20 protein-coding genes and 1 other annotated feature are annotated in these 21,494 nt (G+C 37.4%); of the genes, 6 read left to right on the forward strand and 14 right to left on the reverse strand.

Annotated features, from left to right (window positions below):
* Positions 1-114 precede the first annotated feature (114 nt).
* Positions 115-1,581, forward strand: a complete 1,467-nt coding sequence (locus tag PQ479_RS09995; protein WP_047990043.1) for an esterase/lipase family protein — start codon at positions 115-117, stop codon at positions 1,579-1,581.
* Between the two features lie 54 nt (positions 1,582-1,635).
* Here PQ479_RS09995 and PQ479_RS10000 read toward each other — a convergent pair whose 3' ends face one another.
* Positions 1,636-2,139 carry a DNA topology modulation protein gene (locus PQ479_RS10000; protein WP_047990044.1) on the reverse strand — a complete coding sequence of 168 codons (504 nt, stop codon included), beginning with the start codon at positions 2,137-2,139 and terminating at the stop codon, positions 1,636-1,638.
* 447 nt (positions 2,140-2,586) lie between these two features.
* On the opposite strand from PQ479_RS10000, the gene PQ479_RS10005 reads away from it, so the two are divergent.
* Positions 2,587-3,126, forward strand: a complete 540-nt coding sequence (locus PQ479_RS10005; protein ID WP_047990045.1) for a hypothetical protein — start codon at positions 2,587-2,589, stop codon at positions 3,124-3,126.
* Positions 3,127-3,154: 28 nt separating this feature from the next.
* Here PQ479_RS10005 and PQ479_RS10010 read toward each other — a convergent pair whose 3' ends face one another.
* The 4 genes from PQ479_RS10010 to PQ479_RS10025 form a co-directional block, all read right to left on the reverse strand.
* Positions 3,155-4,429: an acyl-CoA thioesterase/bile acid-CoA:amino acid N-acyltransferase family protein gene (locus tag PQ479_RS10010; protein WP_047990046.1), complete on the reverse strand. Its 1,275-nt coding sequence runs from the start codon at positions 4,427-4,429 to the stop codon at positions 3,155-3,157.
* 155 nt (positions 4,430-4,584) lie between these two features.
* The gene (locus tag PQ479_RS10015; RefSeq protein ID WP_053070501.1) at positions 4,585-5,238 is read right to left on the reverse strand and encodes an MOSC domain-containing protein; all 654 of its coding nucleotides are present in this window, start codon (positions 5,236-5,238) and stop codon (positions 4,585-4,587) included.
* A 26-nt stretch (positions 5,239-5,264) separates the two neighbouring features.
* Positions 5,265-6,956 carry an arginine--tRNA ligase gene (gene argS, locus PQ479_RS10020; protein ID WP_047990047.1) on the reverse strand — a complete coding sequence of 564 codons (1,692 nt, stop codon included), beginning with the start codon at positions 6,954-6,956 and terminating at the stop codon, positions 5,265-5,267.
* Between the two features lie 49 nt (positions 6,957-7,005).
* Positions 7,006-7,219: a binding site (T-box leader), on the reverse strand.
* A gap of 199 nt (positions 7,220-7,418) precedes the next feature.
* Positions 7,419-8,102: a DUF4652 domain-containing protein gene (locus tag PQ479_RS10025; RefSeq protein ID WP_273716962.1), complete on the reverse strand. Its 684-nt coding sequence runs from the start codon at positions 8,100-8,102 to the stop codon at positions 7,419-7,421.
* 140 nt (positions 8,103-8,242) lie between these two features.
* On the opposite strand from PQ479_RS10025, the gene PQ479_RS10030 reads away from it, so the two are divergent.
* The 3 genes from PQ479_RS10030 to PQ479_RS10040 all read left to right on the forward strand — a co-directional run bounded on the left by PQ479_RS10030 (position 8,243) and on the right by PQ479_RS10040 (position 10,973).
* Positions 8,243-9,553: a lysine N(6)-hydroxylase/L-ornithine N(5)-oxygenase family protein gene (locus tag PQ479_RS10030; RefSeq protein ID WP_047990049.1), complete on the forward strand. Its 1,311-nt coding sequence runs from the start codon at positions 8,243-8,245 to the stop codon at positions 9,551-9,553.
* A 69-nt stretch (positions 9,554-9,622) separates the two neighbouring features.
* The gene (locus tag PQ479_RS10035; protein WP_047990050.1) at positions 9,623-9,808 is read left to right on the forward strand and encodes a hypothetical protein; all 186 of its coding nucleotides are present in this window, start codon (positions 9,623-9,625) and stop codon (positions 9,806-9,808) included.
* A gap of 211 nt (positions 9,809-10,019) precedes the next feature.
* On the forward strand, positions 10,020-10,973 hold the full coding sequence (locus PQ479_RS10040) for an arsenic resistance protein (protein WP_047990051.1): 954 nt from the start codon (positions 10,020-10,022) through the stop codon (positions 10,971-10,973).
* Between the two features lie 13 nt (positions 10,974-10,986).
* Here the strand turns inward: PQ479_RS10040 and PQ479_RS10045 are convergent, their stop codons facing one another.
* The 9 genes from PQ479_RS10045 to PQ479_RS10085 form a co-directional block, all read right to left on the reverse strand.
* Positions 10,987-11,712 carry a hypothetical protein gene (locus PQ479_RS10045; RefSeq protein ID WP_047990052.1) on the reverse strand — a complete coding sequence of 242 codons (726 nt, stop codon included), beginning with the start codon at positions 11,710-11,712 and terminating at the stop codon, positions 10,987-10,989.
* On the reverse strand, positions 11,705-12,268 hold the full coding sequence (locus tag PQ479_RS10050; RefSeq protein WP_047990053.1) for a sigma-70 family RNA polymerase sigma factor: 564 nt from the start codon (positions 12,266-12,268) through the stop codon (positions 11,705-11,707). Before PQ479_RS10050 ends, PQ479_RS10045 begins: the two co-directional genes overlap by 8 nt.
* A 423-nt stretch (positions 12,269-12,691) precedes the next feature.
* On the reverse strand, positions 12,692-13,126 hold the full coding sequence (locus tag PQ479_RS10055; RefSeq protein WP_047990054.1) for a dUTP diphosphatase: 435 nt from the start codon (positions 13,124-13,126) through the stop codon (positions 12,692-12,694).
* Positions 13,127-13,512: 386 nt separating this feature from the next.
* A complete protein-coding gene (gene nrdF, locus PQ479_RS10060) occupies positions 13,513-14,472 on the reverse strand; it encodes a class 1b ribonucleoside-diphosphate reductase subunit beta (protein WP_047990135.1) in 960 nt (319 codons plus the stop codon).
* A 14-nt stretch (positions 14,473-14,486) separates the two neighbouring features.
* Positions 14,487-16,673: a class 1b ribonucleoside-diphosphate reductase subunit alpha gene (nrdE, locus tag PQ479_RS10065; protein WP_047990055.1), complete on the reverse strand. Its 2,187-nt coding sequence runs from the start codon at positions 16,671-16,673 to the stop codon at positions 14,487-14,489.
* Positions 16,651-17,031: a class Ib ribonucleoside-diphosphate reductase assembly flavoprotein NrdI gene (gene nrdI / locus PQ479_RS10070; protein ID WP_047990056.1), complete on the reverse strand. Its 381-nt coding sequence runs from the start codon at positions 17,029-17,031 to the stop codon at positions 16,651-16,653. The genes nrdE and nrdI overlap by 23 nt, the downstream gene beginning before the upstream one ends.
* 1 nt (position 17,032) lies before the next feature.
* Positions 17,033-17,269, reverse strand: a complete 237-nt coding sequence (locus PQ479_RS10075) for a glutaredoxin domain-containing protein (RefSeq protein ID WP_047990057.1) — start codon at positions 17,267-17,269, stop codon at positions 17,033-17,035.
* A gap of 641 nt (positions 17,270-17,910) precedes the next feature.
* Complete coding sequence (locus PQ479_RS10080) at positions 17,911-18,309, reverse strand: hypothetical protein (protein ID WP_047990058.1); 399 nt, start codon at positions 18,307-18,309, stop codon at positions 17,911-17,913.
* A gap of 173 nt (positions 18,310-18,482) precedes the next feature.
* Positions 18,483-19,235: a phosphotransferase family protein gene (locus tag PQ479_RS10085; protein ID WP_047990059.1), complete on the reverse strand. Its 753-nt coding sequence runs from the start codon at positions 19,233-19,235 to the stop codon at positions 18,483-18,485.
* 141 nt (positions 19,236-19,376) lie between these two features.
* On the opposite strand from PQ479_RS10085, the gene PQ479_RS10090 reads away from it, so the two are divergent.
* Positions 19,377-20,864, forward strand: coding sequence for a UDP-N-acetylmuramoyl-L-alanyl-D-glutamate--2,6-diaminopimelate ligase (locus PQ479_RS10090; protein ID WP_047990060.1), 1,488 nt, complete (start codon positions 19,377-19,379; stop codon positions 20,862-20,864).
* The last annotated feature ends 630 nt before the right edge of the window (positions 20,865-21,494 follow it).

Consider the following 21,494-nt stretch of genomic DNA (forward strand, 5'->3'; position numbering starts at 1 on the left):
GTCTTTCTAAGCATGTCGTTTATATGAAAATCGAATGCAATGAACATTTTTTCGCATATTCCTTCTTTTCCCCCTATATATGTAAGCATTCTTTCCTTTAAGGGGTGAGGTATGATGAAAAAATTTATTTTGAAAGCGTTCACCTTATTTGTTTTACTTCTTTTCCTTTTGCCTAGTATACGTGTAGATGCTGGCTTTTTAGGCATTGGCAAACCCGGTCCAGGTGCTCCTCCCGGCTCTTGGACAGCCGGTGAACATCCTTCTAGTGGGGTGAAGTCACCGATCGTATTTATTCATGGTTTAAATGGCTCCTCTGATACTTGGCTAGAAGACAATGATATGCCTGAAATAGCTTTTCAAAATGGACATCCAACCGCTTATGTAAATTTACACCCTAGCGAATCGATTTGGACAAATGGTGAACTACTTGCAGGCATACTACCTGAAATCTATGATTATTTTGGTGAGAAAGTAACGATTGTCGCTCATAGTAAAGGTGGGGTAGACAGTCAAACTGCTATCGTCTATTTTGGGGCGGACCAGTATGTAAAAAATGTCATCACTCTTGGTTCTCCTCATCACGGTAGCGAACTAGCTAATTTGGCGAATAGCTCATGGGCTTGGTGGCTTGCTGAGATTGTCGGAATGCGTTCGGCAGGAACAGACTCCTTAATGACAGGGACGATGGCACATTTCCGGAGTGAAACCGATCCGTTGTTTAGCCATAGTTCCGTTCCATTTTCGACGATTTCAGGGACATCTTGGGGCTCTTTCGGTTCGGTTCTCTTTTTTGGGGGGCTTTATCTATCAAGCTTCGGAACCAATGACGGTGCGGTCACTCTAAATAGCTCACGTTTACCAGGAGCCAACGAAATTGCTTCATTACGATTAGACCATTTTGAAATCAATCAAGGGCACCACGTTTTTCCTCATTTGCAAAATCGTTTAACAACTAATAGCAAACCCTCCTCCTCACACTCCTATGAAGGAAATCATATCAATACAGGGCATATTGTACGTGGTGGCGAGTTGATTCAACAAGGGCGTCAGGATTTCGTTATTGAAAAGGATGTACAGTCCGTTGAAGTCCACCTGTTAGCAAATAACAAACTCCGTCATGCTCAGTTACAATCTCCAGAAGGTGTCACTTACGATGTTAAACAGATTCAAGCAGAGCCAAGTGACAGTGTTTTTGCTGGAACCTATTTGCATACTTTTTCTGTACCAACCCCAGCAGCTGGTACATGGAAATTAGAGATGCAGCATGATGAGCCCACCGCTTACTTAGCTGTTGCGACCATTGATGGAGGGATAAGTGATAACCTTCAATTGAATACATCACCTTCATTAACTGAACTTCAAGGTAGTGCAATTAATGAAAAGAAAACAACATATACGGTTCATGTGAATGATCAAAAAGTGTCTGATACCTCTCTATCACTTAAGTCAATTCCATTGAAGCAAAGTGAAACATATACCATGACAATTGATGTTCAAGGAGAGACCAAAGATGGTCAGCCATTCGAAAGAACCATCATTACAAATCGGTATGTCGATCAGAAGGGTAAAATTTTCGAGTAGTTTAAATGTAAATAAGAAGTCCGAAAGTAGTTATCATGCTACATTTCGGGCTTTTTAAATTGATTGGATAAACTCTCTTGCCTTTTGTGGGGATTTGATGATGACAATATGTTTATTTGAAGCAAGGTTGTCCAGCTTTGTTATTAAATCTGGTCGCTTGTCTTTTGGAAATCGCCATATCCATTTTAAAAAGGTTGGATCGAATCGCTCATGACAGCCTTCCCTCATATCTGGTCGTGTTTTATTTTTATATTGGAATGTTCGTTTAATTGCACGGTACAGGCAGAGTGTTCTTGGGTAGTCTAAGAAAAGGATGGTATCTGCTGCTTGAAAGCGAATATCCATGGTTCCTCCATAGTTTCCATCGATAATCCATGCTTCGTTTTTGACAAGTTCGTTCTGTATTTGAATTTGTTCCTCTCTAGTGACGAGCTCCCAATTGGGCTTCCACATAAGTTTATCTAGATGGAATACTTTTAGTTGTAATTTCTTACCTAACTCTCTAGCTAAGGTAGATTTCCCTGCTCCGCCAGACCCTATCAAGATGATTTTTTTCATTAGGTTACTCCTTTGTATGAAAGTTAGTGCTGATGCTCATATGCGGCACTCTACTTACCACTACCGAAAATCTCGCGTGGCACTGAACTAACTAGCTTCGTTAATGGATTTCAGCCTACCACTAGGTTCCGCAGGAGTCTCCGCATAACTCGCCCGCTTGGATTATTAAAAATTCTCAAGAAAAAAACATTCTTACAACATTCATTTAAAATGAAAAAGAACAAAATTAAATTGAATGAAGTACCAAGTTAAAGACAAAAGCTACTTTCACCGTTTATGTTGTTACTTCTCGGCTTTTCCTACATACGTTTGAACTCCTATTATTTTCATGAAAATTACGTTTGTTTAGTATACTGCGTTTCAACTCCTAATTAAAGGGAATAAAACATCAAATAACACCCACAACAGAAGTCCTGTCAATTTATTATGAAAAAAGGAGAATTCATCGTGTTTCGTACTCTGTATTATTTCATCCCCCTTTCGCTCCTTATTTTAATCGGTTGTTCAAATGAACAGAATCAGGTACTGAAATTAGCTGAGAAATATCAAATGAATGTGGAATTCCTTGATGACTGGCAAGAAGAGAAGAGCCGTATTTATTCTTTAGATGAACTAGAAATCATTCTCGCCCAAGTCTCTGAATCTATTTATTCTGTGCAATCAAATTTTGCTGATATATCGGCTGTATTAAATGATGAGCAACAAATAAATGCAACCTTGCACTCTTACATTCAAGGAACCCCTTCTATCGAAAGAAATGTCACCCTGTCCTATGAAAATGAGGAAATGAATCAAGTTGAATCATATTCCATTGGTGGAGGTGAATTAGTTTGGGTACAAACGTCTTACCATCAGCGACCTAATTATGTAATTATTGCTGGTTATTGGGTTGGCAACTTCCAAACAGATAAAGGAATGGTCGCCTTTCGTGAAAATGACACTTGGTTCATTGAGAAACCCCAAACAATGATGTCGATGAATGACTAACATGGTGCAGCGTAGCTCTGTTCTATGTTCAATCATGAGCATGTTTTCTAATAAAATTTAACAGAACTGGCCACGAATCTTTAGCTGCACATGCATTTGCTTTTTTGGTTCCCCCACTATCCATAACCATACCTCCACCAACATGTTCATATATATTAGCTGGTAAATGAGGTAAGGCATAAGGAAATGCTATGAAATGACCGCCATGTTCATATTGTAAATGCTCAACCCGGGGTAGCTTCCTCTTTATGATATCTGCAAACATAGAAGCTGGCCAAATTTGATCTTTGTCTCCCGATACGAGTAAGACAGGAGCTTTAATATTTTCTACTTTAATTCGCATCTCCTCTAACTCATCGATTTTCTTGAGACTATCATCCCAAATCCCCAAGAACGAAGCTGGCTTCCTTAAGAACCAGTTTTTCATAAGACCAAACATTTGAGTAGGGCGATGTTGGAATTTCAAATATGGCTTTGCTTGATTTTTAAAAGTCCATGAGGGGATAGGTGCAAAAATGGAATTTCTCAAACCAGATGTGATGTACGCTCCGGGAGCACCCGCAATCACAGCTGAAAACTGATTAAATTCAGAAGCAAGTAACAACGCTAACTCAGCCCCTCTCGAATAGCCGATCAGTGCCACTTTATCTTGATTGTTAGTTTGAGTTTGTAATAATTGAATGGCTTGCTCAAAATACTCTAAAGGTATGCTTTCAAGATTTTTCGGTACACCCTCTTGGTTAAAATACGCAAGATCGAACACACAATAGCCCTGTGATGCTAATAATGAAGCCGCTGATGCAAGCGAACCCCCGTCAGATCCCGCTAATAAAATCACATTCGGGAAATTGCCCTTTTTCTTCGGTTGAAATATTGTGCCAACGATACCTTTTTCATTCACTTTCGTTACCCTAACATCTTCCTGATAAAAGGAACGAACGATTTCAACTTCATCGACGAGCTTGTTTTCTATAAGTAATTGTACAGATATTTTTACATCATTGGTATTTGATTTCATATAATAGTCATCATGCTTTTTCTTTTGATGAACCGCAGACCAAAAGAGGCCATTTTGATCAACACCGGTATACGTCCCTTCAATCGGTGCATTCCTTCCTAAATCTAATTTGCCTTGTTCATCGGCTAAAAATGTTGCTTCTGATATAAATGGCTCATGCCGGTCATCGAATAAAAAAGCTTTTATTGTTACCTTTTCTCGCGACTGACAACCACTTATCTTAATGTCTACGTCCTCATCAATATTCGATTTGAATGGTGTTGCTGTGATATTTGGTTTTAACACCTAATCCCTCCTTTTTTATTTATCTTTTACCTCTACGTATACGACTAACCAAGCGTTTCAAACAAAACACATAAAAAAACTGATCCCCATTGTTTATTAGTATCCAACAAGAGGGGGGCAGTTCAATCATTAAGCGTATTTCTCACAGAAAGATCCTAAGATTGTCGAGCTTTATCGAGTCTTTTTTGAAAATGTTCTCTCCATTCTTGCGAGAGCTGACGAACCTTTACTAATTTAGCCCAATCAGATTCTGTCGCCTCTTTCCAGTAACGAGCCTTATTCACTTCTAAGATAGTAGGGTTGCCGTCCATACGTTCAACGAGTTCAAGCTTGTCACCAACGGTCATATTCCCAGCTTCAAGCACGCGTGCATAATAGCCACTCCAGCCTTTTTCATTGACCCATAAAGCCATTTTCGGCTCCTTGTGCTTGAGTCCAATTTTATAACATGGTGAACGTGGTTGACTAATTTCTATTCGAACATCTCCTACTTTATACACATCGCCAATACGGACGTCTTCCTCTGTAAGCGAAGATACGGTTAAATTTTCACCAAAAGCCGATTCTCCGATGTTACGACCAAGCTTCTCCTCCCAATATGGATAGTGCTCTTGCGCATACAGACATAAGGCCATGTCAATGCCGCCGTGGTGCACTTGGTCAGATTGTGTATCACCAATTACTCCTAATTCATTGACTTGAACGGTTGAAAAGAGCGGTTCCTTAAAGATACTCGTTCTTACTTGCTTGCCGTTCATCATGATTTCTTTTGGTTTACCTAAATAGATTCCCTCAATTTTACCCGCCACGTAAATCCCTCATTTCCTTCAATTGATTACATTTGTTCAGGAGCTTTGATACCTAATAAACGTAGGCCCTCATTTAAAACAATCGTAACAGCTTTGACTAGTGCAATACGTGATTTAAGCTCTTGATCGTCGACTAAAATTTTGACGTGACTGTAATACTTATTAAATTCTTGGGCTAATTCTAACACATACTTAGCGATTTTAGAGGGCTCCCTCCATTCAAAGCTTCTTTGGACGATTATTGGAAATTGTTCAATTTGTTTCACTACCTTCCAACTATAGTCATCAGTTAAATCTTGTCCGACCGTTCCAAACTCCTCTAGGGAGGCTTTTCTTAGAATCGAACACGCCCTTGCATGAGTATATTGGACATAAGGACCTGTAGTTCCTTCAAACCGAAGCATATCTTCTAATGAGAATTCTACATTATTCTGCTTTTCGTTTTTAAGATCATGGAAAATAATCGAGCCGACCCCCACTTCCCGGGCTACTTGCTGCTTATTCGCCAACTCTGGGTTTTTCTCATTAATATTCTTTTCTGCTAATTGAATTGCCTCTTCAATGACTTGTTCGAGAAGAATGACCCGACCTTTTCTAGTCGACATTTTTCTGCCTTTTTGTAAAATAAAACCGAATGGAATATGTTCCATTTGTTCGGACCATGTGTGACCCATTTTGTTCAAGACGAGCTTTAGCTGTTGAAAATGCAGGCTTTGTTCGTGCCCAACAACATACAACGAATGTGAAAAGTTATACGTAGATTTTCTATACAAAGCTGCAGCTAAATCTCTCGTTGCATATAGGGTTGCACCATCTGATTTACGAATGAGGCATGGAGGAAGTTCTGCCTCATGGAGCGAAACGACATCGGCTCCCTCAGATCTTTCTAATAATCCTTTTTTTTCAAGCTCCCTGATAACTGCGTCCATTTTATTATTATAAAAGGCTTCACCGTGATACGAATCAAAGGGCACATCTAAGAGCTTATAAATCTTTTCAAACTCTTTCAGTGATTCATCCTTAAACCAAGTCCATAGCTGAGTAGCCTCTGTATCTTGGTCCTCAAGCTTTTTAAACCAAGCTCTTGCTTCTTCTTCTAACTCCTTGGCCTGTTCCGCTTCCTCGTGGAATTTCACATATAAGGCAAGCAGCTCTCTAATCGGACTTTGCTTAACTTTCTCTTCCTCTCCCCAATTTTTATAAGCAACCATCAATTTCCCAAATTGTGTACCCCAGTCACCTAAGTGATTAATTCTAACCGCTTTAAAACCATTTTTTTCTGACATATTTGCTAAGGCATTGCCAATGACGGTTGAGCGAAGATGCCCCATCGAAAAAGGTTTCGCAATATTGGGTGAGGAATAGTCGATCGTAATCGTTTGATTAACCCCTTGCTGATTAGACCCATATTGGCAACCTTGTTCGAGCACAGATTGGATGACGGATTGACTAACTTTCCCTTTTTGAAGAAATACATTTAAATAAGGTCCAGCCGCTTCAACACGCTCAAACCACTCCGACTCTATCACTTTTGACATTTCAGTCGCTATTAATTGAGGCGACTTTTTCCATTCTTTCGCTAAGGTAAAACACGGAAATGCGAGATCTCCTTGCTCCTCAAATTTTGGTTTTTCAAGTAAGACCTCTATTTCTTCTTTCGACTTTAGTCCTTTTAATGCTTGCTCTAACTGTTCAATAAACACTAATTTTCCACTCATGTCATATCCTCCTAGCTATTTTGCTCAATAAAAAAATCCCGCCTCTAAAAATAGAGACGAGATTTCCCCGCGGTACCACTCTGATTGCTTTCTTTTCTGAAAGCCTACTTCATGCTCATTATCGGTGAGCGACCGGCATTCCCTACTTTTCGATTCAGGATGCGTCTCAGAAGTGCGCTTCATCATGGTTTCGTTATTAGGCTCACACCAACCCTAACTCGCTTTAACCCCACCACCATTACTCTCTTCATCACGGACATTGATATTTCTAGTTATTATACTCAACTTCTTCAACCGTGGCAACTGCAATCTGAAAGTTTGGAGTATAACAATAACTACCCGCTAGGAGTCTATTCGATCAGTTTCTTAACCTAAACACGCGAGTAACTTCACATAACTCTCTAATCGAACAAATCAAATAACGGACAGGTAGCTGTATAACTCGTGGTTTGTATGAGTCGATTACTCTTCTAATTCGATAAAATTCACATAGGGTACATAGTCATTGAGTATATCATCGGTATATTCAATGCCAAAGTAATAAAGGATATTACCTTGAATCTTAAGACCTGTAACTTGAATATTATTTTCATATTCAGTTAATGCTTCTTTAGTTCCTGTCTCCGTATCAACTTTGTAAATGTTGCCGCCTGCCGCTACTGTACCGTAAGCTAATCCGTATGTCATATAAAAATGATCGGTGGTTTTGGGATCCCAAGCTACATATTTTGGTATATCTTGTTCCTCTTGATTTCCGCTAACTACAATCTCTTGTTCCCCCGTTATTAAGTCGACCACATACACATCACCTAGTACTTCAAATTGTAAAGGAGCAATATAAAGTGCCTTTGTCTGGTCACCAGATATTGTAGGTTCTGTTGGCCATTCATCTGCTAGAACCGCAACCTCTCCATTTGGTTGGATTAATTCAATCATTTCCTCGTTCTTGTTTAAGCGAATATCAAAAAGGGAAATTGCCTCCCCCTCTGATTTTGAATTCTCGACCTCCAACATAGGTGGTGCATACTTCGTGACAGTCTCTTCACCTTCGTCCTCATCGCTCGCGGTCGTATTCATACAGCCTGTTACTAACCAGATACTTAAGCCTAAACAAACTAATAATGCTCCTTTTTTTCTTTTCATCATATCCTTTGCCCTTCTCGCGATTATACACTTAACTATTCTTCTTTTTCCCAATTAACCCTCCTTTTTCTATACGTTGTTTCATTTCTTTTCAGTTAGGGAAAAATAATGAAAATGCATTTTAAAAGACGAGGAGATAAACGATGACCACTCAAAAAATATATGACTTAATCGGTGTAGGAATAGGCCCCTTTAATTTAAGTTTAGCTGCACTTATTGAACCACTTGACGAAGTTGATGCTCTCTTTTTCGATCAAACGGATACATTTGAATGGCATCCAGGTATGCTTATTGAAGGCATGGATTTGCAGACACCTTTTATTGCCGATCTTGTCACATTTGCTGACCCGACAAGCCCTTATACGTTTCTTAATTATTTACACCACCACGATCGCATGTACCAGTTTTACTTTTTTAATCGCTTTGATATTCCAAGAAAAGAATATAATAAATATTGCCAATGGGTTGCCAACCAGTTAAAAGATTGTCATTTCGGTCATAAAGTCATTGACGTTAAAGATGCCAACACGACTAAGCCGTGTTATGAAGTAACCGTTCAACATACAGCTACTGAACAAACAGAAACGTATTTCTGTAAGCATCTTGTCCTTGGCACAGGGTCTGTCCCTAACCTTCCTCCTGGTTTTGAGGACTACAAAAATGAAGATGTGATTCATACGAGCCAATATGTCCACTCTGCCCAAAGTATCAAACAAGGGAAAGCCATTACCGTAATGGGCTCAGGTCAAAGTGCTGCTGAAGTTTTTTACGACTTATTACTTGAGCAGAAATATTATGAATATGAACTTACATGGTTCACACGCTCTGGAGGTTTTTTTCAAAAAGAGGATGCAAAACTCGGGAAAGAGGTGTTCTCACCAGAATATGTTCACTACTTCCATGAACTTCCTTTCCAGGAACGATTAGATGCTTTAGAAACCTTAGATCCCCTACGAAATGGTGTAGATCCTAAAACCTTACAGGCGATCTATCATTTATTATATAATCGTTCCATTGATCGTGACTTAGCAGTCACCATTCAGCCAACAACGGAAGCCAATGGGATTAAGGCTAGAGATGGAGGGTATGAGCTTTCTTGTAAGCAATGGCAAGAAGGACATAAGTTTACATATCCTACAGATAAATTAATTCTTGCCACTGGTTATAAACCAAAGCTGCCACAGTGGTTAGAGCATTATCAAGATGAGATTTTTTGGGAAGATGAAAAACGTTTTAAAGTTTCAAAGGATTACCGGCTCGTATTTAAAAATGAACGTCCTAACCACCTCTTCACCTTAACCAACATTGAGCATTCACATGGAGCTAGTGCAACAAACCTTGGGTTATCAGTGTTACGGAATCAGACGATTATTAATACAGTTGTTGGAAAGGACATCTACCCTGAGCCTAGTAAAGCTGTATTTCAACAGTTTTCACAACAGTTTCCCCGTTAAGGCAAAGATGTTTAGTCAAAATAGGACATGGGAATAAGATCCTTAAGATGACGAGGAGGAGATTCTTTTATGAGCAAGCCTTTAAAGACCAACAAGAAAGAATCAGCTAAGTTTAAAAAGAACCTTGAACAACAGAAAAAAGTTGATCAAACGACGATGCCGATTGATGAGTTACCGTTAGAAGAACTAAAAGAAGAAATGAAAGATGAAAAGAATAAAGAAAAAACAAAAAATCGCTCTTCTAGTGAAGAATAACGGTAACCCAATTATTTATGTGAATAAAATCGTCAAATTACATTTGGACCACACGTACTTAGACATGACGTTCTAATCAGTGTGGTTCTTTTAATGTTTAACACGAAAAAATTCTTTATCTATAGAGTGACTTTGCTACCTTTTTTTGAGGACGACTTCATACTTTGTATGCTATGATTTTAACAGCATCTAACCGTTGTGAGGTTTTACTATGAATAACATCGAAAAGTTTCAAACATGTGTCATCCTAATAGCTGTTGTCATTGGTCTTTTATTAGGACAAGTCACTCTTATTTCCGACCTTGCAGCTTCATTGATATTGCCATGTTTACTCCTAATGTTATATGGCTTATTTTTAGCTGTTCCTTTTCCGCACATTAGACAAGCGGTTGAACATAAACGATTTATCGGCGCTAATATTTTGATTAACTTTGTTTGGACACCAATGATTGCATTTGCCATTGGAAGTCTCTTCTTAAGTGATCATCCTGCTTTATGGCTAGGGTTTATCTTATTACTCATTACACCGTGTACGGATTGGTATCTTATATTTACATCGATGGCGAAGGGTAATATCAAGCTCTCAACAGCCGTGCTACCGATTAATCTGCTCTTACAAATGGTTTTACTTCCTATCTACTTGTTATTACTTGGTGGGGTGTTTAAATTAGGCTCATTATATACGATGCTTGAAAGTACAATACTTGTTTTATTAGTACCATTTCTACTCGCCTGGCTAACAAGACGAATCTTTCGGCACAACTCCCTTGTTATAAAATCTATGATTCCATTATTTTCTCAAGCACAAATCCTTTTTTTAGCGTTAGCCATTATGGCAATGTTCGCTTCACAAGGTCATCATCTTCTCGAAAACTTAGAGGTTATTTACTTATTATTACTACCTTTGCTTCTATTTTTTATTATTAATTTTGCGACTGCCCATGTGGTAAGTAAGCTAGCGAATTTTTCAACATCTACAAATGTTAGTTTAAGTTTATTAAGTATTGCTAGAAACTCACCCATTGTTTTAGCAATCGTGATTACCGCATTTCCAGAGCAGCCGCTTATCGCTCTTGCCTTAATCATTGGCCCATTAATCGAATTGCCTATCCTCGCATTGGCAACCCAAATATTAATAAAGACGGAAAAACGGAGGGCACATTAAGTGTCACTCCGCTTTATTGTCTTGGCATCCAATTCACTAACCATATTCCATCTTCATTTTTAGTTAATCCAAAATGGGCACTACGATCCTCATTCGTAATATACGCCGTTTTTTCATCGTATCTTACACTTAGAAGCATGGCATGTTTAAAAGGTTCCCATGTCGACTTATCGGAAAGAGATGCTGCGTCTATATAATCCTCTAATGTTTCAAATATACGAATATATTCAGGGTCATCGATAAACATATGATATTGCCTTTCATAATGTTGGTGTTCACCCGCCCACACATAGAGGGAGAATACTTCCTCTGGCTTTAGATAGCGCAAGTACTCTTTTTCAAAACTGGCTGAAAACGATTCATAGACATTTTGTAAATCAGCTGATAATATCACTTCTTGATCCTCATTAACTAGTAATTCAAACTCTCTTACCTCTTCCTCCTCCACTGTCATTGCATTCATCTTGTTATCTTCCTCTAAGCTCTTAGCATCTAAACCATCACCTGAATAATGGTACGGCTCTACACCATTTGGCTGCTGATTGATGATAACCGATCCCATCCATACAACCATGATCAAAGAAAAACAAACGGTCATGCTAGAAATCAACCAGCTATTATTTCTAGTGCTTTTCTTTTCAATTTTTCTCCACGTATTTCTTTGACTTCGGTTAGAGAAGACAGATGACGGCTGTTCCATATAACTCTCCAAAGTTTCCTTTAATTTTTTTTCATCCAAAGCGATCACCTTTTTCTTTGTTTGACATATGCTCCCTTAATTTCTGCTTCGCTCTAGCTAATCTAGTTTTCACAGTCGCTTGTGGTACGCAAAGAATATCCTTTACTTCCCTTAATGTGAAATCATGATAATAGAAGAGTATAATGACTTCCCTGTACTTAATTGGAAGCTGCAACACCGCTTCTAATAGCTCCGAATATCCCTCACGTGAAAATAACACATCCTCTAGTGAATCTGAAGAGAGGCTTTTTTTATGTGAGACGCTGTCCGTAAAAATAAGCTTCCTATACGCCCAACTTCGTAAATAGTCCCTCGCTTTATTGGTAGCAATTTGAAATAACCAACTTTTGATTAATTCTTTTTCTTTTAACTGATGATATTTCATATAGACAGTTATAAATACATCTTGAGTCAAATCATCGGCCACTGTCCAATTATGCACGTACAAATAAATATGCCTTTTTAATATTGTCCCATAGTTGGTCATTAGGTCATTCAATAGCACTTCTAGCTCTTCTTCTTGACCCCACTTTGTTGAGCACGTCTGTTCATTCAAATCTTCTTCTCCTTCCAACAGCTTCTTTACTAATATGACGAGTAAGACGATAATAACGGATTCACATTTCAAAAATATTTTTCTTGACTAATCTTTAGTCTACGATCCAAGCAATGTTCATGTATATGCATATATAGACACTATGAAAGAAATGAGGTGGTGATCAATTATTTGCTTTAAATTCTGAATACTTGCCTACCAATTAACCAAGTTCAGATTATTTCTGAAGTTGACTTCGCCATTGCTCAGATTAGGTATGCGATGCTCCCGATCCCACCCATCACAAGGTCTGAGAAATATTCGTTTAACCAAATGTGATGTACGAAAACTACGAAAAAAACGACGAGTTCTTCCTTTCTAACCGTAAAGAAAAACCTAGAATAGCGGAGCCCATGCTCACTATGCTAGGTTTTTATCTACCCTTTATTTTTTTCCTGTAGAACCATGACCACCACGGTCTTGATTATCAAGCTTATCGACTTCAACAAACTGTAATTCTGGCATCTTTTTCATAATCCGAAATTGACAGATACGCTCATTTTTCTCAATCTTTGTATCTCTTAGTGCATACGCAGGAAAAAACCATTGATCTCCATCGCCTTTGTAGGATTCATCGATAATACCCATTGAATTTGTTTGGATAATCCCAAAATGTTTAAAAGTGCTTGAACGCGGTACAACATGTCCTTCATAACCAGCTGGTAGCTCCATCGCTACTCCTAGCGGGATTAGTTTAAACTCATCTTTTTTTAATTCAACCGTTTCTGCCGCACGCAAGTCAATCCAATCTCCCTGTACGATTTTATCAGCCTGAATTAATTCATCATCAAAATATTTAATACGAATTTGTTCAATCATCATCAAACTCTCCTTCAACATTAATTTTACTTAAACCATGACTCCACAAACCAAAAGAATATGTAGTTTTGTATGAAAGTTACCCTAAAGGCAAGATGCGGAGCTTTGCTCACCGCTACCGAAAATTATGCTCCGCTAGGTATGTCCTAATTCTTAAGAACATATATCATTTACATAACAACGACTAAAATAATAATAAAACAAAGGGCAAATTGAATAAAAAGACACCAATAAAAGGATAAAACCATACTTACATACTTGTTGTGGGTGAATGGCTTAGACAAATCCTCACTCACGAATGTTATTTAGGATATGAGAATGGCACAACCTATCGCCCCTAGGTACACCCTCATACAAAAGAGGCTATATTCATAGCCTCTCGTTTCTTAATAATCGTAATCCGAATCTTCCATATCTTCAACCACCGATAATAAATACCCATTACCAACCGTCGAGAAGAAATCATGATTTGTCGTGCCTGTTGATAAACCATTAATCACAATCGGGTTCACATCATCGGCAGAATCAGGAAACAGTGGTGATAATCCTAAATTCATCAAAGCCTTATTCGCATTGTAACGTAAGAAAACCTTCACTTCCTCCGTCCAACCAACCTTATCATAAAGCTCAGCCGTATACTTCACTTCATTATCATATAGCTGATAAAGAAGATTATACGTCCAAGCCTTCATAGACTCTTTTTCCTCATCTGAAAGCTTATTAAAACCAACCTTAAACTTATAACCAATATAAGCACCATGTGCAGATTCATCACGAATAATAAGCTTAATAACCTCAGCCACGTTAATTAACTTGGCTCTACCTAAATAATAGAGAGGCGTATAAAACCCTGAGTAAAATAAGAAAGACTCTAAGAATACACTAGCCACCTTCTTCTCTAGTGGCGATCCATTTTGGTAGACCTCATCAATCATTCTAGCTTTTGTCTGCAAAAAGTCATTTTCCTTAGCCCATCTAAAAATCTCTTCAATTTCTTTTTTTGTATTTAGTGTACTAAAAATTGAAGAATAACTTCTCGCATGCTCAGATTCCATAAATTGAATATTATTTAAAACCGCAATTTCATGCTGAGTTTTGGCATCTACCCTTAAGGCATCTATCCCCGACTCAGATTGTAACGTATCAAGCATCGTCAAGCCACCAAAGACTTTTTCAACCAAACGCTTTTCTTCATCTGGAAGCTTTGTCCAATCCGAACGGTCCTTCGATACTGGCATACGTGTAGAAAGCCAAAATTGCTCTGTTAATTTTTCATAGGTGATTTTATCGATCGCATCCTCGATATTATTCCAATTGACTGCTTCATATGCTGCATATTTCGTCACCAATCAAAACCTCCCTAAATACTACAAGACTCGCAATAGTTGGCACCCACTTCATTTCCATCATCCGTATACGTACGAATATAATAAACCGACTTAATGCCTTGTTTCCATGCGTAGTTTCTTAAAATGTTTAAATCTCTTGTCGTTTTTTTCGTTGGAAATTCACTATTTTCTTTCCATTCATAAAGGCCCGTCGGAAGTTCAGAACGTAAAAATAGTGTCATACTCATTCCTTGGTCAACATGCTTTTGTGCCGTAGCATACGTATCGATAATTTTTCTTTGATCAATATCGTATGCCGACTCATAATGTGGAATCGTTTCTGTCGATAGGAATGGAGCTGGATAATAAACCTTCCCTCGTTTACCTTCTGTACGTTCTTCAATCCTTTGCGTAATCGGATGAATCGAGGCTGTAGCTTCATTCACATAAGAAATAGACCCGGTTGGGGCAACAGCTAGACGATAAGCATTATACACGCCATGCTCCATAACAGAAGCTTTCAGACGTGCCCAATCCTCTTTTGATGGGATAAAAATACCTTCAAATAAATTTCTAACATGCTCATACTGAAAAACAAACTCTTCTTCGTCTAAATATTTATCAAAATAGTCACCTGATGCATATTTTGATTTCTCAAATTCAGCAAATGTTTGACCTGTATCGATTGAAATCTGGTTGCTTTCAACAAGTGTCCAATAGTTTAATAGACGGAAATAAACATCTGTGAACTCAAGTGCTTCCTGTGAACCATAATAAATTTGATTTTTTGCTAAGAACCCGTGTAAGTTCATCGCCCCTAGACCAACCGAATGATACATATCATTACCATTCTTTACGGAAGGAACAACATCAATACTCGAGTTATCAGTCACATATGTTAATGCACGAAGCATCGTTCGTACTGATTTACCAAAGTCAGGTGATTCCATAAGATTCGAGACATTTGTTGATCCAAGATTACAACTCACATCATGTCCTAATTCGGCGTAAGTTTGGTCATTATTAATATCCGAGTCTTTATGCACCTGGAATATTTCAGTACATAAATTAGACATAATAATACGACCGTCAATCGGATTTTCACGATTAACCGTATCAATATTTATAATGTATGGATAGCCACTCTCATTTTGCAAATTACTAATTTCTGTTTCTAAATCACGTGCTTTAATTTTTGATTTACGGATATCTGGATTATCAACCATATTGTCATACTCGGCTGTAATATCAACATAAGCAAATGGTTTTCCATAAACCTTTTCTACATCATGTGGGGAAAATAAATACATAAAATCATTCTTTTTTGTCAGTTCATAGAACTTATCAGGTACAACAAGACCTAACGATAATGTCTTGATTCGCACCTTCTCATCAGCGTTTTCCTTACGTACAGAAAGGAAATCAACGACATCAGGATGGAAAATATTTAAGTAGACAACTCCAGCTCCATCTCTCGCCCCACCTTGGTTCGCATAAGAAAAAGCATCTTCAAATAACTTCATAACAGGTACAACCCCATCAGCTAAACCATAAATACCACGAATCGGATCATTATTGGCACGCACATTGGATAAACTGATTCCTACCCCTCCGCCAAGCTTAGATAGCTGTAGCGCTGAGTTAATGCTACGGCCAATTGAATTCATATCGTCAGATACCGTTAAGAGGAAACAAGAAACCATTTCTCCCGCACGTTTTTTTCCGATGTTTAGGAATGTTGGTGTAGCTGGTTGGTAGCGTTGATGAATTAACTCTTCTGCTAAATCCATTGCAAGCTCTTCATCGCCGTCTGCAATCGATAAAGCGTTAAAGGCGAGTCTATCTTCATAACGTTCTAAAAAGCGTTGACCGTCATCTGTTTTCATTGCATATTGTGAATAAAATTTGTATGCTCCCATAAATGAACGGAAACGAAACTTCTTATTATAAATACTTTTGAATAGTTGCTTGACAAACTGACGATCATATTTATTTAAAAATTCTTCTTTGATGTAATCATTTTCAATTAGATAATCTAGCTTCTCCGATAATGAATGGAAAAAGACCGTATTTGGATTTACATACTCCAAAAAGTAAGCTTTGACAGCCTCGCGATCTTTATCTATTTGAATCTTTCCATCCTTAGGAAGGTTTAATAAGTTATTTAACGTAAAATACGTATCCTCTTTGACTTTTTTACTTAGTTCCGGCGCCTGCATAATGGCTCAATTCCTCCTTAAAATGCTGCACATCACTTTCTGTACCGCTAAATTCAAATGTGTACAATAAAGGTTTCTGAAAGAGCGTTGATAAGTCTTTTGCATTAAAGCAATAATCCCCATCAAAATTTAAATTTCCACTCCCGGCAAATCCGATTAAATATTCCTCGTTCCTTCCAAATTGAACAAACGAACGAACCGTTTCTGTAATCATTTCGTCGTAGCTCGGTACAATCACAATAAACGGTTCGTTAACTTCCTCATAGGGGCCATTATAATGGATTTCAATAGAACGAATGCCTGTTTTCTCCACAAAGTCTCTCACGTTACCTGTTAAAGAAAGATAGGCTAGTTTCACTTTAACTCAACACCAATTCTTTTAATCTATCTGGTTGGAAGCCAGTAAAAGGCTCTGTTCCATCCGCTACAACAACAGGCATTTGTCTTAAATTAAGTGTGTTCACCACGTAATCAAACGCCTCTTGGTTTTCTTCTATGTTTAATGCCTCAAATTCTATTCCTTCACCATTTAAAACAACTTTTGTCATTTCACATTGTGGACAACCATTTTTAGTATACACGGTAACTTTCGACATAATATGACCACCATTTCTATAAATATATTTACGTTCATGTTTGAATGAACGATTAAACCACATACGTTAATAAAAGTAAACTACCACACAATGATTGTTAATATTTACTTATGTAATAGAATTGTTTTCTGTCCATATTTCGTTTATAATTCTAAAAGTGTGCAAAAAAAACTCTTGACAAAACTTTCGACTTTCACTATATATGGATAACTGTTAACATCTTAACACAATATATAGACACTAGTAAACAAATTAAATTCGACTTCTCTATGAATTTTTTTTATAAATTGCGATGTTTATACCCTAATAACCTTATCGTCTATTCCCTAACTTTATCGACCAAAAACCTACATTCGCTTATCACTTTTTATACCATTTCCTCTATTACATTAGTTTCTTTCATACAGACTATTCGACATATTTTCCCTAAAAGGAACTAGCCTGCCGACCAAAAGTAATACCTACTATGTCGACGATTCACACTACCAGGAACTTCCAAAATAAGATTCCTCAAAGTAACTTACAGATCTTTTTTTATCAAGATCGCCTTAATCACCCAGCATGACATTTCATAAACTTGTTCTAGAACAATATTTCATATAAAAAAGCTCCCTTAAAAAGGAAGCCATGATTTACCTTTATTATTGTCGGTCAAATTTCACCAACCCAATCGTAAACAATCCAACTACAAAAAATGGAATCGTATATAGATATAACAAATTTAAAATTCCACCATGCCAAAAATGAACAATCGTTGTCAAAACAAGTAAAAGTGTGCTCAACACAGCAATCGTCAACTTTGATAACAGAAACTGCCTCCGAATATATAACGTAGTAGACATTAACAAAAACAACAAGCAAACAACCATAGAAATAACCCACAACATATCATGCCCTATAAATAGTGGACCTTTCGCAACTAAGCTCAACCATAAAACCGTATACACAGTTAGGGTCACAATATTCAAGGCCATTATTTTTCTAAAGCCTAGTGAAAAAAATAAAAAAGGACTAACAAGCATTAAACCAAAAGTCACCATTCATTGACCACCCTTCAAAAAGAAATCCATTCACACTATCCTAATATATTTGTGAAACATACCCCAAAACCCTTTTTATTCTACCAGTAATAATGAAGAACAAGTCTGAAATTTATGGTATGAATAGTCCAAAGATAAAGCGTTATCGGCTTTAACGGGTAACAGGCTTTCAATCATTCCATCCAGAAATTGATCATCTCTATCAAACGCTCTGGTTGTTCATCACTGACACCTTCTGCTAGTCTTGCAGCCGCTAAAACCGGTAACCAGCGATAAACATCTGATAGCTGGTATGGTGTTTTTTCTTGAATGAAACGAATATATAAATCGGCTATCTCCTTAGAAAATTGAATATATAAAAGATATGTTCTGCAAATATCCGCCTCGGGACACCCACTTACAGCATCGACCCAATCAATGATATATACGTCCTCTTTTACATCTTGAATAATATTAAATAAGTGAAAGTCTCCATGACACAATGAATGTCCTTTCGGCAAATTTGATAAATGATTTAACACCCATTCCAACTGAGAAGTATTTAAAAAGGGGGCTTGCTCAACCTTTTCCTGTAATCTACCATGCCAATCTGGTAATTCAGTTGCTTGATACTGATGTATTTTTTGTTGCCAATAAATAGATTTAAGCAAATAATTCTCTAATTCCTTTTTATTAGACAATGCTTTACTACCTAGTGTTTCCCCATTGATAAACTCCATATATAAGGCTTGTCGCCCTCCCATACTTTCTATTTTCAAGACTTTCGGAACAGGCAATCCTAGGGAATGTACATATTTTTGCTTTTCAGCTTCAAAAAGAGCCTCATTATCTGGGGTATTTTCACGGTACAACTTAATTACTTGATTGTTTTCTATAAATATACTAGCCGTATTTCCAACAGCATATGGTTTTCTTGGTTTTTCCATCAAACCCTCCAGTTCTTGTCATTTTGACATATTAATAGATATTATCTTTTTATTTTTACATAATTAGAGGTTTTTCTCAAAATATCTCGAATATAAAAATTAGAAAATTTATATTTCTTATCGTAAGAAAGGGGTTTTTTTATGAACCTTCGCATTTTAGCTAATTTAACTATCGTTAAAAAAATATACGGCAATATAGATATTGAAATTACAGGTATTGAAATGGATTCCCGAAAAGTTCATGAAGGGATATTATTTGTATGTGTACCTGGTATTGAAGGCTTTCTTGCTGATCGTCATGATTTTGCTTTAAATGCTGTACAAAACGGTGCATCTGCCTTAATCACTGAGCGTTTTCTTGATATTGATATACCTCAAATTGTTGTAAAAAATGCTCGACAAGCCATGGCTTTTATCGCCAATCACCTTTATGAATATCCTTCGTCCCAATTATCATTAATTGGGATTACCGGTACAAATGGCAAGACAACCACAGCCCATATGATTGATAAAATATTAAGTGATTACGGACATAAAACTGGTTTGATGGGGAATATTGGCGTAAAAATTAATAAAAAAGTATATCCAACAGAGCTTAATACACATGAGCCACCTTCCTTACAAAAATATTTAAGAAAAATGACTGATGAGTATCTTACACATTGTGTCATGGAGGTCTCATCACAAGGTCTAGATATGAATCGAGTATTAGGCTGTGATTTTAATATAGCTATACTTACGAATATCACTCATGAGCACCTTGATTACCACGGTACATTCGAAAAATATCTTGAAGCAAAAGCTCAATTATTCATAAAATTAGGGCAATACCAGCATCCAAGCAATAAAAAAATAGCTATATTAAATGCTGATGATCCTTCTCTACATTATATAAAAACTCTATGTCCTGTAGAAGTTATTACTTATGGAATTAATCATCCGGCAGATGTTATTGCAACTAATATACAACTTTTACCAGATGGTATTCAATTTAACCTATCTACGTTTAATGGCGACTCTCACATTACGCTAGGTGTTGTTGGTCAATTTAATATATATAATGCATTAGCTGCCATTACTGCAGCCTTAGTGGAAGGTATTCCATTATCAAGTATTAAAGAAAGTTTAGCTACCTTTCAAGGCGTTCCTGGGCGTATGGAACTCATTCATGAGGGTCAGGATTTTCATGTTATCGTTGATTATGCACATACACCAGACGCACTAGAAAAAGCCTTACAAACACTAAATGATTTTGCGATTGGACGAATTATTACCGTCTTTGGTAGTGCTGGTGAACGTGATAAAGAGAAAAGACCATTCATGGGAGCAATCGTTGATACCTATAGTGATTTTTCTTATATTACATCAGACAATCCTTGCCATGAAGAGCCTTTGTCCATCATTGAAGATATTAAAAAAGGCTATCAATCTGATCAATATAAAATAATTCTAGACCGCGAAGAAGCTATTCAACAGGCGATCGCTAACGCCCAAGAAAATGACATCATCTTCCTAGCCGGTAAAGGACACGAAACATACCAAATCATTAATGATAAGAAAGTTGATTATAATGAAAGAGAGCTAGCCCGAAAATACAGTCGAGAAGCAGCTCTTCTCAAGCCTGTTTAACTAACCAGCCTTCTTACTCCAAAAACACGCCCATCATTTTTGATGGACGTGTTTTTATTTATCTAATTACGCTCCTAGACAATTATAACAAAGTTGGAGTGAGCAAAGGCTATTTCTGTAACCCTCATGACTTGTCCTACAACACGCATGGCTATTCACTTAGGTTCAAGTGGATAGCTTTTTAATCTAGTTACCGAATAGAGTTTTTCAGCCCGAACATTCTCTTTATACATAAAAAAACACCCCTATCGGAATGTGCTTAATCACCTGGCAATGTTACGAAAGGGTCTTCTTCCTACAATCAGTACCGGGTGCTTCGCTCCTTAGGGACTGGTTTTTCGAACCAGTCTCTTATGCTGCGAGCTTATTCTTTATGCATATTAAAAAGCACAATCCAAATGGATTGTGCTTTATCGCCTGGCAACGTCCTACTGTCTCTTCGGATTCTCTTCTTCGGGGAAGTGGGGCATGAAGCGATTTCTCTCACGAACGTATTTGATTTTCTTACTTCAATCGCTTTCGGGTGCTTCGCTTCGTAGCTGCTGCTTCTTCAAACCAGCACTCTTTTGCGCCGAGCATTCTCTTTATGCATATTAAAAAGCACAATCCAAATGGATTGTGCTTTATCGC

The organism is Alkalihalobacillus pseudalcaliphilus, assembly GCF_028610675.1.
Classification (GTDB): domain Bacteria; phylum Bacillota; class Bacilli; order Bacillales; family Bacillaceae_D; genus Alkalihalobacillus; species Alkalihalobacillus pseudalcaliphilus.